The sequence below is a fragment of the Burkholderia sp. S-53 genome, assembly GCF_025560745.1.
GTDB classification, from domain to species: Bacteria; Pseudomonadota; Gammaproteobacteria; order Burkholderiales; family Burkholderiaceae; genus Burkholderia; species Burkholderia pyrrocinia.
Genome location: NZ_CP090484.1, coordinates 598,835 through 614,588, shown reverse-complemented (window position 1 = coordinate 614,588; position 15,754 = coordinate 598,835). Strand labels below are relative to the sequence as shown.

15 protein-coding genes are annotated in these 15,754 nt (G+C 68.1%); 14 read left to right on the top strand and 1 reads right to left on the bottom strand.

The genetic code is table 11. The annotated features are described in order from the left end of the window. The first annotated feature begins 4 nt into the window (after nucleotides 1-4). The 10 genes from LXM88_RS24900 (at nucleotide 5) to LXM88_RS24855 (ending at nucleotide 10,954) form a co-directional block, all read left to right on the top strand. On the top strand, nucleotides 5-901 hold the full coding sequence (locus LXM88_RS24900; RefSeq protein WP_262545154.1) for an alpha/beta fold hydrolase: 897 nt from the start codon (nucleotides 5-7) through the stop codon (nucleotides 899-901). Next, nucleotides 898-1,755: an IclR family transcriptional regulator gene (locus LXM88_RS24895; RefSeq protein ID WP_262545152.1), complete on the top strand. Its 858-nt coding sequence runs from the start codon at nucleotides 898-900 to the stop codon at nucleotides 1,753-1,755. The genes LXM88_RS24900 and LXM88_RS24895 overlap by 4 nt, the downstream gene beginning before the upstream one ends. Beyond that, entirely contained in the window at nucleotides 1,752-2,549 is a 798-nt protein-coding gene (locus LXM88_RS24890) for an SDR family oxidoreductase (RefSeq protein ID WP_262545150.1), read from the top strand. Before LXM88_RS24895 ends, LXM88_RS24890 begins: the two co-directional genes overlap by 4 nt. Further along, complete coding sequence (locus tag LXM88_RS24885) at nucleotides 2,542-4,209, top strand: thiamine pyrophosphate-binding protein (RefSeq protein ID WP_262545148.1); 1,668 nt, start codon at nucleotides 2,542-2,544, stop codon at nucleotides 4,207-4,209. Before LXM88_RS24890 ends, LXM88_RS24885 begins: the two co-directional genes overlap by 8 nt. Continuing rightward, complete coding sequence (locus LXM88_RS24880) at nucleotides 4,202-5,017, top strand: aspartate dehydrogenase (protein ID WP_262545147.1); 816 nt, start codon at nucleotides 4,202-4,204, stop codon at nucleotides 5,015-5,017. The genes LXM88_RS24885 and LXM88_RS24880 overlap by 8 nt, the downstream gene beginning before the upstream one ends. A 72-nt stretch (nucleotides 5,018-5,089) precedes the next feature. Then, a complete protein-coding gene (locus LXM88_RS24875) occupies nucleotides 5,090-6,580 on the top strand; it encodes an aldehyde dehydrogenase (RefSeq protein ID WP_262545146.1) in 1,491 nt (496 codons plus the stop codon). A gap of 18 nt (nucleotides 6,581-6,598) precedes the next feature. Then, complete coding sequence (locus LXM88_RS24870; protein ID WP_262545144.1) at nucleotides 6,599-7,561, top strand: VOC family protein; 963 nt, start codon at nucleotides 6,599-6,601, stop codon at nucleotides 7,559-7,561. Continuing rightward, nucleotides 7,558-8,802 carry an NAD(P)/FAD-dependent oxidoreductase gene (locus LXM88_RS24865; RefSeq protein ID WP_262545143.1) on the top strand — a complete coding sequence of 415 codons (1,245 nt, stop codon included), beginning with the start codon at nucleotides 7,558-7,560 and terminating at the stop codon, nucleotides 8,800-8,802. Before LXM88_RS24870 ends, LXM88_RS24865 begins: the two co-directional genes overlap by 4 nt. A 30-nt stretch (nucleotides 8,803-8,832) precedes the next feature. Further along, nucleotides 8,833-10,233, top strand: coding sequence for an MFS transporter (locus LXM88_RS24860; protein WP_262545142.1), 1,401 nt, complete (start codon nucleotides 8,833-8,835; stop codon nucleotides 10,231-10,233). Nucleotides 10,234-10,402: 169 nt separating this feature from the next. Then, nucleotides 10,403-10,954: a GNAT family N-acetyltransferase gene (locus LXM88_RS24855; RefSeq protein WP_262545141.1), complete on the top strand. Its 552-nt coding sequence runs from the start codon at nucleotides 10,403-10,405 to the stop codon at nucleotides 10,952-10,954. 24 nt (nucleotides 10,955-10,978) lie between these two features. Here the strand turns inward: LXM88_RS24855 and LXM88_RS24850 are convergent, their stop codons facing one another. Then, nucleotides 10,979-11,905 (bottom strand): ADP-ribosylglycohydrolase family protein, encoded by a 927-nt coding sequence (locus tag LXM88_RS24850; RefSeq protein ID WP_262545140.1) that lies wholly within the window; start codon nucleotides 11,903-11,905, stop codon nucleotides 10,979-10,981. Between the two features lie 180 nt (nucleotides 11,906-12,085). On the opposite strand from LXM88_RS24850, the gene LXM88_RS24845 reads away from it, so the two are divergent. The 4 genes from LXM88_RS24845 (at nucleotide 12,086) to LXM88_RS24830 (ending at nucleotide 15,740) form a co-directional block, all read left to right on the top strand. Continuing rightward, nucleotides 12,086-12,298, top strand: coding sequence for a DUF3079 domain-containing protein (locus LXM88_RS24845; RefSeq protein ID WP_262545138.1), 213 nt, complete (start codon nucleotides 12,086-12,088; stop codon nucleotides 12,296-12,298). A gap of 197 nt (nucleotides 12,299-12,495) precedes the next feature. Then, nucleotides 12,496-14,163, top strand: a complete 1,668-nt coding sequence (hcp, locus tag LXM88_RS24840) for a hydroxylamine reductase (RefSeq protein WP_262545136.1) — start codon at nucleotides 12,496-12,498, stop codon at nucleotides 14,161-14,163. Between the two features lie 13 nt (nucleotides 14,164-14,176). Further along, nucleotides 14,177-15,199: an FAD-binding oxidoreductase gene (locus LXM88_RS24835; RefSeq protein ID WP_262545134.1), complete on the top strand. Its 1,023-nt coding sequence runs from the start codon at nucleotides 14,177-14,179 to the stop codon at nucleotides 15,197-15,199. Nucleotides 15,200-15,326: 127 nt separating this feature from the next. Then, a complete protein-coding gene (locus LXM88_RS24830) occupies nucleotides 15,327-15,740 on the top strand; it encodes a PPC domain-containing DNA-binding protein (RefSeq protein WP_262545132.1) in 414 nt (137 codons plus the stop codon). Nucleotides 15,741-15,754: the final 14 nt, after the last annotated feature.

The window sequence follows — 15,754 nt, the reverse complement described above, 5'->3', positions numbered from 1 at the left end:
AGCAATGAGTGTCATCGACAAACGTGAACGCGACCGCACCGCGGCATTCGCCGCGCTGCTCGGGCAGTTTCCCGAGCAGCGTTGCGCGGCCGGCGCGGCGGGCACGATCGGATATCGCGAGGCCGGCGCGCAGCATGCGGGCCGCGCGCTGCCTGTCGTGCTGCTGCACGGGATCGGGTCGGGCGCCGCATCGTGGGTGCGCCAGCTCGACGCGCTCGGCGCATCGCGGCGCGTGCTCGCGTGGGATGCGCCCGGTTATGGCGCGTCGACGCCCGTGCACGGCGCGTCGCCGGCCGCCGCCGATTACGCGGCGTCGCTGAACGCGTGGCTCGAGGCACTCGGCATCGAACGCTGTGTGCTGGTCGGGCATTCGCTCGGCGCGATCGTCGCGGGCGGTCTCGCCCGCGTGATGCCCGGGCGGATCGCCGGCCTGCTGCTGGTGTCGCCCGCGGGCGGCTACGGCAGCGCGCCCGCCGAAACGCGCGAATCGCGGCGCGACGCGCGGCTCGCGATGCTCGCGGAACTCGGCCCGGCCGGGCTCGCCGAGCAGCGCAGCGGCAACATGCTGTCCGGTTTCGCGAGCGAGGATGCGCGTGCGTGGGTGCGCTGGAACATGGCGCGCATCGTGCCGGCCGGCTATGCGCAGGCCACGCACCTGCTCGCGAACGCCGATCTCGCAACCGATCTCGCCGGTTTCCGCGGCCGCACGGCCGTGGCCGTCGGCGCGAACGACGCAATTACGCCGCCGGCCGCCTGCGAGCGAATCGCCGCGGCCGCGCACGTCGGGCTGCAGGTGATTCCGCAAGCCGGTCATGCCGGGTACGTGGAAGCGCCGGCCGTTTATTCCGCACTGATCGACACGTTCTGCCGTCAGTGCGATACGCAGCGAGGGCTGGTATGAGCGAACCGCTGCAACAACAGGAATCCGAGAACGCGAAGGCGGAAGCCAGCTACGTGGTGCCGGGCCTCGAACGCGGGCTGCGGATTCTCGCCGAATTCTCGCCGCGCGAGCCGGTGCTCGGCGCACCCGAGTTGTCGAAGCGGCTCGGCATTCCGCGCACGACGGTGTTCCGTCTGCTGCAGACGCTCGAATCGCTCGGCTTCCTCGAGCGCGCGGACAAGGACCGCAACTACAAGCTCGGCATCGCCGTGCTGCGGCTCGGCTTCGAATACCTGAGCTCGCTGGAGCTGACCGATCTCGGCCTGCCGGTGATCGAGAGCCTGCGCGACGCGACCGGCTTCACGACGCACATCGTGATCCGCGACGGCCGTGACGTCGTGTTCGTCGCGAAAGCGCAGAGCCAGGCGCCGGTGTTCAGCTCGATCCGCGTGAACGTCGGCACCCGCTTGCCCGCGCATGCGACGACGCATGGCCATGTGCTGATGGGCGACCTGTCGCTGAAGGAGCTGCGCGCGCTGTATCCGCAAGGCATGCTGAACCGGATGACGAACGCGACGCCGGAGACGGTCGATGCGCTGTACGAAGTGATCCGCGAGGATGCGCTGCGCGGCTATGGCGTCAGCAACTCCTCGTTCGAGCGCGGCATCTCGGTGGTGACGGCGCCCGTGCGCAACGAGACGCAGAAGATCGTCGCGTGCATCACGGTGACGGTGCCGCGGCCGGAGATCGACGCGGCGCTGATCGCGGACGGGTTGATCGACAAGGTGCAGCGCGCGGCGGCGGAACTGTCGCGGCGGCTCAATTACCGCTCGGATGACGAGCACACGTTTCTCAAGGCGTTAGGACTCCGATGATTCAGATCGATCTGACCGGGCAGGTTGCGGTGGTGACGGGCGGTTCGTCCGGCATCGGCCTCGCGACGGCCGAACGGTTCCTGCAGGCCGGCGCGTCGGTCGCGATTTGCGGCCGTGACAGCGACCGCCTCGCGCGCGCCGCGGCGAGGCTCGGCGAAAAATATCCGGGCGCGCAACTGCTCGCCGAGCGTTGCGACGTGCTCGACGAAGCCGACGTGGCCGCGTTCGCCCAAGCGGTGTCCGCCCGCTTCGGCCGTGCCGACATGCTGGTGAACAACGCAGGCCAGGGCCGCGTGTCGACCTTCGCGGATACGACCGACGACGCATGGCGCGAAGAGCTCGAACTCAAGTACTTCAGCATCATCCGCCCGACGCGTGCGTTCCTGCCGCTGCTGCGCGACGCGGCCGCGCCGACGATCACCTGCGTGAATTCGCTGCTCGCGCTGCAGCCCGAGCCGCACATGGTCGCGACGTCGTCGGCGCGTGCGGGCGTGCTGAGCCTCGTGAAGTCGCTCGCGACCGAACTGGCGCCGCAGCGCATCCGCGTGAACTCGATCCTGATCGGCATCGTCGAGTCGGGTCAGTGGCGCCGCCGCTACGAAGCGCAGGCGCAAGCCGGCGAAAGCTGGGACGACTGGACCGGCGCGCTCGCGCGCAAGAAGAACATTCCGCTGAATCGCTTCGGCAAGCCCGACGAGGCCGCCTGGGCACTTTTTTATCTCGCAACGCATCTGTCGTCCTATACGACGGGCAGCCATATCGACGTTTCTGGAGGGTTTGCACGCCATGTCTAACAAAACCACGGTTGGCGAGCTGATTGCCGCCTTTCTCGAGCAGTGCGGCGTGAAAACCGCATTCGGTGTCATCTCGATCCACAACATGCCGATCCTCGACGCGATCAACTCGCGCGGCAACATCCGCTATGTCGGCGCGCGCGGCGAAGCGGGCGCGGTGAACATGGCCGACGGCCTGGCCCGCGTGTCGGGCGGCCTCGGCGTCGCGTTCACGAGCACGGGCACGGCGGCGGGCAACGCGGCCGGCGCGATGGTCGAGGCACTGACGGCCGGCACCGCGATGCTGCACATCACGGGGCAGATCGAGACGCCGTATCTCGACCAGGATCTCGCGTACATCCACGAAGCGCCCGACCAGCTGACGATGCTGGACGCGATCTCGAAGGCCGCGTTCCGCGTGCGCACGGTCGAGACCGTGCTGCCGACGATTCGCGAAGCCGTGCGTATCGCGCAGACCGCGCCGACGGGCCCCGTGTCGGTCGAGATTCCGATCGACATCCAGGCCGCCGAAATCGAATGGCCGGAAGACCTTGCACCGGCACACATCACGGTGCGCGAGCACGACGCCGCACGCGTCGCGAAGCTCGCCGACGCGCTCGCGGCCAAGCGCCGCCCGCTGCTGTGGCTCGGCGGCGGCGCGCGCCACGCCCGCGAGGAAGTCGAACGTCTCGTGAAGCTCGGCTTCGGTGTCGTGACGAGCGTGCAGGGCCGCGGCGTGCTGCCCGAGGATCATCCGGCGACGCTCGGCGCGTTCAACGTGCATGCGTCCGTCGAAGCGTTCTACAAGACCTGCGATGCGCTCGTCGTGGTCGGTTCGCGCTTGCGCGGCAACGAGACGCTGAAGTACAAGCTCGCGCTGCCGCAGCCGCTGTTCCGCGTCGACGCCGACGCGCTCGCCGACAACCGTGGATATCGCAACGAGTTGTTCGTGCACGGTGATTCGAAGCGCGTGCTGGCCGAGCTCGCCGACCGCCTCGAAGGCCGCCTGTCGGTCGATCCGCAGTTCGCGTCCGATCTCGCAGCCGCCCGCGAGCAGGCGGTCGCCGACGTGGCGAAGGGCCTCGGGCCGTACAAGCAGCTCGTCGATACGCTGCAGGGCGCCGTCGGCCGCGACTACAACTGGGTGCGCGACGTGACGATCTCGAACAGCACGTGGGGCAACCGCCTGCTGAAGATCTTCGAACCGCGCGCGGGCGTGCATGCGCTCGGCGGCGGTATTGGCCAGGGCATTCAGATGGGCATTGGCGCCGCGCTGGCGGGCGCGGCGGCCAAGACGGTCTGCCTCGTCGGCGACGGCGGCCTGATGGTCAACGTCGGCGAGCTCGTGACGGCCGTGCAGGAAAACGCGAACGTGATGATCGTGCTGATGAACGACCAGTGCTATGGCGTGATCCGCAACATCCAGGACGCGCACTACGGTGGCCGCCGCTGCTTCGTGCAATTGCACCAGCCCGATTTCGCGCAGTTCTGCGCGAGCTTCGGCCTCACGCATTACCGGATCACGTCGCTCGACCAGGCCGAAGCGATCGTGCGCGAAGGGATGGCGAAGGAAGGCCCGGTGATGGTCGAAGTCGACATGCTGTCGGTCGGCTCGTTCGCATCGCAGTTCGCAGGCCCGCCGGTGAAGAAGGAAGCGCCCACGGAGCGCCAGTATGCGTAACGCGCACGCACCCGTCGACGTCGCGATGATCGGCTTCGGTGCGATCGGCGCGGCCGTGTACCACGCGGTCGAGCACGACGCGGCGCTGCGCATCGCGCACGTGATCGTGCCGGAACACCAGCGCGCCGCGGTGCAGGGCGTGCTCGGCAGTGCGGTCGAGGTCGTGTCGTCGGTCGACGCACTGGCCCGTCGCCCCGAGTTCGCGCTGGAATGCGCGGGCCACAGTGCGCTCGTCGATCACGTCGTGCCGCTGTTGAGGGCCGGCACCGACTGCGCGGTCGCGTCGATCGGCGCGTTGTCCGATCTCGCGCTGCTCGACGTGCTGTCGCGGGCGGCCGACGAAGGCAACGCGACGGTGACGCTGCTGTCCGGCGCGATCGGCGGCATCGACGCGCTGGCTTCCGCGCAGCAGGGCGGCCTCGACGAAGTGCTGTACGTCGGCCGCAAGCCGCCGCTCGGCTGGCTCGGCACGCCGGCCGAGGAATTGTGCGACCTGCGAGCGATGACCGAAGAGAAGGTGATCTTCGAAGGCACTGCACGCGACGCCGCACGGCTGTATCCGAAGAACGCGAACGTCGCGGCGACCGTCGCACTCGCTGGCCTCGGCCTCGATGCGACGCGCGTGCGATTGATCGCCGATCCGGCCGTCGCGCGCAACGTGCACCGCTTCACCGCGCGCGGCGCATTCGGCGAGATGTCGCTCGAAATGAGCGGCAAGCCGCTGCCCGACAACCCGAAGACGTCCGCGCTGACGGCATTCAGCGCGATCCGCGCGCTGCGCAACCGCGCGGCCCGCTGCGTGATCTGACCGGGCCATAAAGCGTCCGCCCGCGCCACGGCGAGGGCGGCTGTGCAGAGACAGATTTGTGGGACTTGTGAAATGACTCCTTTCGATACGAGCCTCGTACCCGACGGCAACATCCTGATCGGCGGCGAATGGCGGCGCGGCCGTGGCGCGCCTTACGCGAGCATCTATCCGGCCGACCAGTCGCTGAACATGGAAGTGTCGACGGCGAACGCGGAAGACGCGGCCGAAGCCGTCGAGGCCGCCGACGCAGCATGGCGCCGTGCCGACTGGGCCGGGCTGAAGCCGCACCAGCGCGCACAGGTGCTGTACCGCATCGCGGATCTGATCATGCAGCGCCACGAGGTGCTCGCGAACCTGCAGCGCCGCGACAACGGCAAGCCGATCGGCGAGACCCGCGTGCTGGTGGCCAGCGCGGCGAACACGTTCCGCTATTTCGCGGCCTGCCTCGAAACGCTCGACGAGGAACTGACGCCGTCGCGCGGTGACTACCTGACGATGAGCGTGTACGAGCCGATCGGCGTGATCGCGGCGATCACGCCGTGGAATTCGCCGATCGCGTCCGACGCACAGAAACTCGCGCCGGCGCTCGCCGGCGGCAACGCGGTGGTGCTCAAGCCGGCCGAAGTCACGCCGCTCGTGTCGCTTGCGCTGGCGCGCATCTGCGAGGAAGCCGGCGTGCCGAAGGGCGTGCTGAGCGTGCTGCCGGGCAAGGGCTCGGTGATCGGCGACGTGCTCGTGCGTCATCCGCTGGTGAAGAAGGTGTCGTTCACGGGCGGCACCGAAGTGGGCCGTGGCATTGCGCGCATCGCGGCCGAGAAACTGATGCCCGTGTCGCTCGAACTCGGCGGCAAGTCGCCGACGATCGTATGCGACGACGCCGATCTCGATCACGCGGTCAACGGCGTGCTGTACGGCATTTTCAGCTCGTCGGGCGAAGCGTGCATCGCGGGCTCGCGGCTGTTCGTGCAGCGCGCGGTGTACGACGAATTCATGCAGCGCCTGGTTGCGGGCGCACGCAAGCTGCGCGTGGGCGACCCGACGCGGCCCGATACGCAGATGGGGCCGCTGATCACCGCGAAGCATCGCGAATCGGTGGAGCGCTACGTCGCGCTCGGCCTGGAAGAAGGCGGCCGCCTGCTGTGCGGCGGCGAGCGGCCGTCGGGCGACGGGCGCGAGAACGGTTTCTTCTATCAGCCGACGATTCTCGAAGGCTTGCCGAACAGCGCGCGCATCTGCCAGGAAGAAATCTTCGGGCCCGTGCTCGTCGCGATGCCGTTCGACGACGAAGCGTCGCTGATCGCGCAGGCGAACGACAGCGTGTTCGGTCTGGCTGCCGGCATCTGGACGCGCGACTACAAGCGCGCGTGGCGCATCGCGCGAGCGCTGGAGACGGGCACCGTCTGGATCAACACGTACAAGCTGTTCTCGATCTCCACGCCGTTCTCCGGCTGGAAGGAAAGCGGGATGGGGCGCGAGAAGGGGCGTCTCGGCATCCGCGAATACATGCAGCAGAAGAGCCTCTACTGGGGCTTGAACGACGCGCCGCTGCCGTGGGCGAACTGAGCGAAGGGGAATGACGCAATGAGCATTTTGGGAATCGAGCAGATCACGTACGGTGTCGACGATCTCGCCACCTGTCGGCGCTTTTTCGCCGACTGGGGGCTGAAGGAAGTCGAGCACGACGACACGCAAGCACGCTTCGAGACGTTGAACGGCTGCACCGTGCTGGTCGTCAAGGCCGACGATCCGGCGCTGCCGCCCGCGTTCGAGGCGGGCCCGACGCTGCGTGAAGTCACGTGGGGCGTCGCGACGCAGCAGGAACTCGACGCGCTGCGCGGCAAGTTCGCCGGCCAGCCCGGCTTTTACGCACGGAAGGATGCGCTCGGCTGCACCGACCCGAACGGGATGGCGATCCGTGTCGAGGTCACGCGCAAGCGCGCGCTCGACATCACCGGCTCACCATCGAACGTGTGGGGCCAGACGCTGCGTGTCGACCAGCCGAGCCCGATCTATGCGCGCGCGGAGCCGGTGGAGGTCGGGCATGTCGTGTTCTTCACGAACTGCCTCGACGCACAGGAAAAGTTCTATCACGAGCTGCTCGGCTTCGAGACGTCGGACCGCTATCCGGGCCGCGGTGCATTCATGCGCTGCGCGCCGCACGGCGGCCACCACGACCTGTTCCTGCTCGCGCTGCCGAACGGCAAACGCGGACTGAACCACGTCGCGTTCACCGTGCGTGACATCCACGAAGTGTTCGGCGGTGGCATGCACATCGACCGCTGCGGCTGGGAAACGCAACTCGGCCCGGGCCGTCACCCGGTGTCGTCCGCGTACTTCTGGTATTTCCAGAATCCGGCCGGCGGGCTGATCGAGTACTACGCGGACGAGGACGTCCTGACGCCGGAATGGCAGCCGCGCGAATTCGAGCCGGGCCCGACCGTGTTCGCCGAGTGGGCCGTCGACGGTGGCCTCGACGGCAACACGCGTCGGCAGAAGAACGCGAAGGCGCCGGAAGGCAAGTTCATGACGGAGCGCAAATCATGACCGAGGCGAACACGCCCGCGCAGCCCGCGCCCGGCACGGTCGTCGTGATCGGCGGCGGCCAGGCCGCCGGCTGGGTGCTGAAGACGTTGCGCGCCGAAGGTTTCACGGGCCGCCTCGTGATGATCGCCGACGAGCCGCACCTGCCGTACGAGCGTCCGCCGCTGTCGAAGGCCGTGCTGGCTGGCGACGCCGATATCGAAACCGTACGCGTCGTGCGTCCCGACGAATTCGACGCATTGAATGTCGAAGCGTGGCAGCCCGAACGCGCGGCATCGATCGACCGCGCGCGCCGCGTGGTGACGACCGCCAGCGGCCGCGAGATCGAATACGACCGGCTCGTGATCGCGACCGGCGGCACATCGCGCCGCCTGCCCGACACGATCGTGAAGACGCCGAACCTGCACTACCTGCGCACGCTCGACGAAGCGGCCGCGCTCGGCGAGAAGCTGCGCGCCAGCCAACGCGTGCTCGTGATCGGCGGCGGCTGGATCGGCCTCGAAGTCGCGGCGACCGCGCGCAAGCTCGGCGTCGAGGCGGTCGTGGTGGAAGGCGCGCCGCGGCTGTGCGGGCGCTCGGTGCCGCAGATCGTGTCGGATTTCCTGCTCGACCTGCATCGCTCGAACGGCGTCGACGTGCGTCTCGGCGCGGCGCTCGCGTCGCTCGATGCGCAGCCGGACGACGCATCGAAGGTGCGTGCGACGCTCGCCGACGGCACGACGATCGACGCCGATTTCGCGGTGGCCGGCATCGGTCTCGCACTGAACGCGTCGCTTGCGAGCGATGCGGGGCTGGCCGTCGACGACGGTATCGTCGTCGACGAATTCGGCGCGACGAGCGACCCGGCGATCTTCGCGTGCGGCGACGTCGCGAACCATCACAACGGCTGGCTGAAGCGGCGCGTGCGGCTCGAATCGTGGGCCAACGCGCAGAACCAGGCGATCGCGGCCGCGAAAGCCGTGCTCGGCGTACGCGCGCCGTACGCGGAGATTCCGTGGTTCTGGTCCGATCAGTACGACGTGAACCTGCAGATCCTCGGGGATCTGCCGGCCGATGCGCAGCTCGTCGTGCGCGGCGAGCTCGCCGCGCGCCGTGCGACGCTGTTTTTCGTGGGCGACGGGCATGTGAGAGGTGTCATCGCCGTGAACAACGCACGCGAGCTGAAGCTCGCGCGCAAGTGGATGAACCAGGGCCGGGCAGTGGATACGGAAGCCCTGGCAGACACGACCAAAGCGCTTGCCTGACCGGGCAAAGAGACTACGGAGACACCCCGCATGAGCACTTTCGACAACGTCGTGGCCGGTCGCGCCACGATGGAAGCTGCCGCCTCCACGCCCGGCGCGATCATCGCGCGGCTCGAGCGGCTTCCGGCCAATGCGATGCAGATCCGCGCGCGCGTGCTGATCGGCGCCGCGACGTTCTTCGACGGCTTCGACGTGATCACGATCGCGGCGACGCTGCCGCTGCTGATTCACAAATGGGGGCTGTCGCCGACGCAGATCGGCATGCTGATCGCGTCCGGCGCGATCGGCCAGCTGATCGGCGCATTCCTGTTTCCCGCGCTGGCCGAGAAGCACGGCCGTGTGAAGGCGATCGCGTGGAGTTCGGCCGTGATCGGCATCACGAGCATCGCGTGCGGCTTCGCGCCAACCTTCGAGATCTTCGTGCTGCTGCGGATCCTGCAGGGGCTCGGGCTCGGCGGCGAGTTGCCGGTTGCCGCGACGTACATCAACGAGATCACGCGCGCGCATGGCCGCGGCCGTTTCGTACTGCTGTACGAGATCGTGTTCCCGATCGGCCTGCTCGTGTCGATGGCGCTCGGCGCGTGGCTCGTGCCGCGGTTCGGCTGGGAAATCATGTACTTCGTCGGCGGGCTGCCGCTGGTCCTGTCGCTCGTGCTCACGCGCCTCGTGCCGGAATCGCCGCGCTGGCTCGCATCGCGCGGGCGGCTCGCGGAAGCCGGGCGCGCGACGAGCGTGTTCGAAGCGTCGGTGCGCGGCGAGCTGCCGCCGGTCACGCAGGTGGCCGCGTTCGACGAGATGGTGCGCCAGCATCCGAAGCGCAAGATGAGCGACCTGTTCAGCGCCGCGTATCGCAAGCGCACGCTCGCGGTGGCGACACTGTGGGCGACCTGCGGGTTCATCCAGTACGGGCTGTCGACGTGGCTGCCGACGATCTACAAGAACTTCTATCACGCGCCGCTGCAGCTCGCGCTGAACCTCGCGGTGATCGGTTCGGTGATGGGCGTGCTCGGGTCGCTGGCGTCGGCGCTGCTCGTCGACAAGCTCGGCCGCAAGCCGGTGATCGTGTGGTCGTTCGTGCTGTGTGCGCTGTCGCTGGCGTTCGCGGGCATTTATCACGCGTCGTCTGTGTATGTCGTCGCGGTGTTCTGCTCATTGTCGCTCGGGTTGATGGCGTCGGGGTTCATTACCGCGTACGTCTATACGCCGGAACAGTATCCGACGAGCATCCGCGCGTCGGGCTGCGGGCTCGGCAGCGCGTGGCTGAAGATCGCATCGTTCGTCGCGCCGATGGTCGTGCCGCACGCGATCATCGGCGGGAACCTCGCACCGGCGTTTTACCTGATCGGCGTCGTGCCGCTGATCGCGGCGGTGACCGTGCATTTCGTCGGGATCGAGACGAAGGGGAAGGTGCTCGAGGCGCTGGAGGCATAAGCGCAGCCGGCGGTAACGGAAGAAGTGAAAAGAAAGGCTCGGGCGATGTCCGGGCCTTTCGGCTTTTGGGCGATCCGGTTGTGTCGTCTGGCAGTGCGAACGCATGCCATTGTTGACGTATGGCTTGCATGGTCTAATTCACGGTCCCGTCATTCGTCCGACCATCGCGATGCCCCCGTTCGAACCCGTCACGCTGAATACATCCCGCCTCGTCCTGCGTCCGCTTCGCGAAGCAGACGCACAGGCTTTCTTCGAGATCTGGTCGGATGCCGAAGCGATGCGCTATTTCTCGTTTGTGCCGATGACGCACATCGAGCAGGCAGCGGAGCGCGTTGCACGCAACCTGACGACGTCGGCCAGCGGGCAGGATCTGATCTGCGTGCTCGAACTGCGCGAATCCGGCGAAACGCTCGGCGAATGCGTGCTGTTCCATGCGAACGAGCAATGCCGCCGTGCCGAGATCGGCTTCAGCCTGCGGCGCAAGTACTGGAGCGGCGGATATATGCGCGAGGCGGCGTCGGCCATGATCGATCATGCGTTCGACACGCTGCGGCTGAACCGGCTCGAAGCCGATATCGATCCACGCAACATCGCGTCGGCGCGGCTGCTCGAACGGCTGGGCTTCGCCCGGGAAGGGCTGCTGCGCGAACGCTGGATCGTCGGCGATGAAGTGTCGGACAGCGCGCTGTACGGATTGCTGGCGAGCGATCGCCGCGGGTGACGTGGCAGGGCTGGCGGCGGTCGCTCACAGTCTCGCGAGCCAGCCTTCGACCATTGCTTTCCCGCGCAGTATCGCGACCCACCGATCGGGCAATGCCTGCTCGCCATACAGCGCACCGGCGAGGCTGCCGGCGATTGCCGCCGTCGTATCCGTGTCGTTGCCGAGCGCGATCGCGCGCTTCACGCAGTCTTCGTAGCTGCCCGTCGACAGCAGGCAGTGGATGGCCGACCAGAAGCTGTCGACCACGTAACCGGATCCTTGCGGTGCATCGAAGCGACCGTCGAGCACGATCTTCAGCTCGATCTCGTCGGCCGTGCCTTCGTAGCGCGCGAGCAGTTCGTCTTCGGCCGCGCGCACCGCATCGGGCGCCGGCTGGCCCTCGACGATGCCCAGCGCCGTCAGGCCATAAAGCGCGCAGCATAGCTGCGAGCGCACGTGGCCGTGCGTGACGACGCTCTGCTTGCGTGCGAGCCCGATCGCTTCGTCGCGTGACTTGGCAATCATGACCACGGGAAAGCAGCGCATCAGCGAGCCGTTGCCGTTGTCGCGCTCGTCGCCGGGCCCGGCAGTTGCCGGCGCCGCGCCGGCCGCCAGCGCGTGGAACGCACGTTGCGTCTGCAGGCCGACGTCGAACACACGGCCGTCCGGCGTGAATGCGCCGCGATGAAACCAGTCCTGCAGGTTGTCGGCCAACGTGTCGAGATTCAGGTCGCGGTCGTGCAACAGCGCGTCGAGCAGCGCGAGCGCCTGCGCGCCGTCGTCGCTCCAGGTGCCGGGCGGTACGCCGTCGTGCGCGCGTGCGAAGCCGGGCGGCGGCGTCATGTCGATCGCGGCGGGCGGCGGGATCGATTCGGCGTCGTGGAATTCGTACGGCACGCCCAGTGCGTCGCCGACCAGCAGGCCAAGCAGGCCGCCACGCAGGCGGGAGTGTCGATTCGGAGGGGCGGTCATCGGAAGGTGGCCGGGTGGAGCGGCTCGCGTCGTGGAATACCGTGCAGACTAGACCAATCGCGTCGGCGTGCCTAGCCGATGCAGCGCGCCCGGTGCGAATGAATGCCGCACTGCAGACGTGTGCCGGTGAACTAGAGTCGAGCGGTAGCGGATCAAACGACACCGGGAACACAACGCACAATGGCCAAGAAATTTCCCCTGCACCCCGTGCATCCGGAGAGGATCTGCTGGGGATGCGACAACTACTGCCCGACGCACGCGATGCGTTGCGGCAACGGCTCCAGCCGCACGCAGCACCCGAGCGAGCTGCTCGGCGACGACTGGTATCGATACGGCGACTGGGGCATCGAATCCCCGGATGGCGACAACGCAACCGAAGCCGGCGGGCAGTGATCGCGACAAGTTGCCTCACCGGCGAGCGTCCTGTTTCTTGATCTGCATCACGGTGGCGAAACACGTGCCGAAACATCATGAAAAAAGATGCATATGACGCGCATCTTGAAGCGGGCGGGATGCCCGGCGGCGAGGAACCCGCGTTCCGCCGCCGTTCGCGCCGACCCGCGCCCCCATGATCGAGAAAGGAGAGCACCGTGTTTTGCTATCAATGCGAACAGACCGACCGGACCGGCGCGCGGCCCGGCTGCGCATCGGCGAAAGGCAACTGCGGCAAGGATGCAACGACGGCCGACCTGCAGGACCTGCTGGTCCATGCGGTGAAGGGCATTGCGCAATACGGCGCGGTCGCGCGCGCACTGGGCGCACCCGATCGCGAAGCCGATCGGTTCGTGCTGTATGCGATGTTCACGACGCTGACCAACGTGAACTTCCATGCGGCGCGCTTCGTCGCATTGCTGCGCGATGCGGCGCAGACACGCGACCGCGTGAAGGCCGCATGCGAAGCGAGGGCGCGGGCCATGGAAGCGGTCGTCCCCGTGCTGCACGGGCCCGCGATGTGGCAGCCGGCGGGCGATCTCGCCGGCCTGCTGGAACAGGCCGCCGCCGTCGGCATCGACTCGGGTCTCGACAAGGTGGGCGCGGACATCGTCGGCCTGCGTGCGCTGGTGCTGTACGGGCTGAAGGGCGTGTGCGCTTACGCGCATCATGCGCGGGTGCTCGGCTACGAGCGCGACGACATCTACGAGGGCGTCGAAGCGGCGCTCGCGTTTCTCGCGCGCGACCCTGACGACGTCAACGCGCTGCTCGCGCAAGCGCTCGAACTCGGCCGGCTCAACCTGACGGTGATGGAGCTGCTCGACAGCGCGAACACCGGCCGCTTCGGCGCGCAGCAACCGACCGCCGTGCGCGTGTCGCCGGTGGCGGGCAAGGCGATCCTCGTGTCGGGCCACGATCTGGGCGATCTGCACGCGCTGCTCGAACAGACGGCCGGCACGGGCATCCATGTGTATACGCACGGCGAAATGCTGCCGGCCCACGCGTACCCGGCGCTCAACGCATTTCCTCATCTCGTCGGCAACTACGGCGGCGCGTGGCAGGACCAGCAGAGCGACTTCGCGCATTTCCCCGGGCCGATCCTGATGACGTCCAACTGCATCATCGAGCCGATGCCGCAATACCGGCAGCGGATCTTCACGACGGGGCCGGTCGGCTGGCCGGGCGTCCGTCATCTCGAACATCAGGATTTTTCGGTGCTGATTCGTGCCGCGCAGGCGCTGCCCGGTTTCCCGGCCACGGCGCCGGAAGAAACGATCACGGTCGGGTTCGGCCGGCATGCGGTGCTCGGCGTCGCGGACAAGGTCATCGATGCGGTCAAGGCCGGACAGATCCGCCATTTCTTCCTGATCGGCGGCTGCGATGGCGCCGCGCCGGGCCGCAACTACTACACGGAGTTCGCGGAGCAGGCACCCGACGACACGGTCGTGATGACGCTCGGCTGTAACAAGTACCGGTTCAATCGGCACGCGTTCGGCGAGATCGGCGGCATCCCGCGCCTGCTCGACGTCGGGCAGTGCAACGACAGCTATTCGGCGATCCGGATCGCGACGGCGCTCGCCGATGCGTTCGATTGCGGCGTGAACGATTTGCCGCTGTCGCTCGTGATCTCGTGGTTCGAGCAGAAGGCGGCGGCCGTGCTGCTGACGCTGCTCGCGCTCGGCCTGCGCAACATCCGCCTCGGGCCGACGCTGCCGGCATTCGTCACGCCGGGCGTGCTCGCGGTGCTGGTCGAGCAATTCGGCATCCGGCCGATCGGCGACGCCGGTGCGGATCTTGCCGCGTCGCTGGCGCGCAAGGCCGCTTGAACGGGATCGTTCGATGACCTATCGGATCGAGATCACGACGCGCGACGGCGAGCAGTTCGGCTTCGGATGCGAAGCCGAACAGGATCTGCTCACCGCAGCGGTCGACGCCGGCATCACGCTGCCGTCGCAATGCCGGCGCGGAAGCTGCGGCGCGTGCCAGGCGACCGTCGTCGATGGCGCGTACGAGATGCAGGCCGACAGCGCCGGCGTGCTGCCGGCCGGCCAGCGCGGCGCGGTCCTGTTGTGCCGGACCACGCCGCGCGGCGATCTGCGGGTCGCCGCGCCATACGATCGGGCCAAGGTGCTGCTGCATCCGACGCCCGTGCGCACCGCGCGGATTGCGGCGCTCGATACGATCGCGGCCGACACGATGCGCGTCGAGTTGCGAGTCGAGCCCGACGACGCATTCGGCTCGGCCGTCGAGTTCGAGCCCGGCCAGTTCGCCGAGCTGGAGGTGCAGGGCAGCGGCTTGCGCCGCCCGTATTCGCTCGCGAACACGAGCAACTGGGACGGCCGCCTCGAGTTCCTGATCCGGCTGCGCCCGGACGGGTGGTTCTCGACATACCTGCGCGAGCGCGCGCGGCCGGGCGATCCGTTGACCGTGCGCGTTCCGATGGGCGGCTTCGGGCTGTTCGCGGACAGCCTGAGGCCGCGCTGGTTCGTCGCGGGCGGCACGGGGCTCGCGCCGATCCTGTCGATGCTGCGGCGCATGGCCGAGTATCAGGAGATGGTCGATGCGCGGCTGTTCTTCGGGGTCAATCAGGAACGCGAACTATTCATGCTCGACGAGCTGACGCGATTGCAGGCCGACCTGCCGCAGTTGCAGGTCGATCTCTGCGTGTGGCGGCCCGGCGGGAAGTGGGCCGGGTTTTGCGGCACGCCGGTCGACGCGTTGCACGCGGCGCTCGTGCAGGCCGGTGCGCCGCCGGACATCTATGTGTGCGGGCCGCCGCCGCTCGTGCAGGGTGTGCGGGAAGTGGCTGTCGCGGCAGGCGTGCCGGATGCACAGATCGCGAGCGAGCGTTTTACCGGGTGATGCCTGCGGTGTTGCCTGTGCGTTGCCGCGACGCGAGGGCAGTTGTCCTGGGCGGGGGTGACTTGCCGGATTCACGGGTCGAACGTACTCTTTGTCGACACCACGATCCACCAGCGGGTTCTCGACCATGCAAGCTCATCCCCTGCGCCTGTCCCCCGGCGACGATCTGCGCGCCTCCATCGAGGAAGCGTTGCGTCCGCACGGTGCGCACGCGGCGTTCGTGATCCAGGGCATCGGCAGCCTGAGCGTCGCGCAGTTGCGCTTCGCCGGCGCCGACCTGCCGACCGAACTGCGCGGCGACCTCGAAATCCTGACGCTGGCCGGCTCGGTCTCGCCGGACGGCGCGCACCTGCACATGTCCGTTTCCGATGCGGGCGGCCGAGTGTCGGGCGGCCATGTGGCGAGCGGTTGCGTGGTGCGCACGACCGCCGAGATCCTGCTCGTGCTGCTTCCCGCGCATCGTTTCTCTCGCGAACCCGATGCGGGTACCGGCTTCAACGAGCTGGTGATCCGTCGCGAGCCGGGCGGCGATGCAGCGTGAGCGTCGCGAGGCGG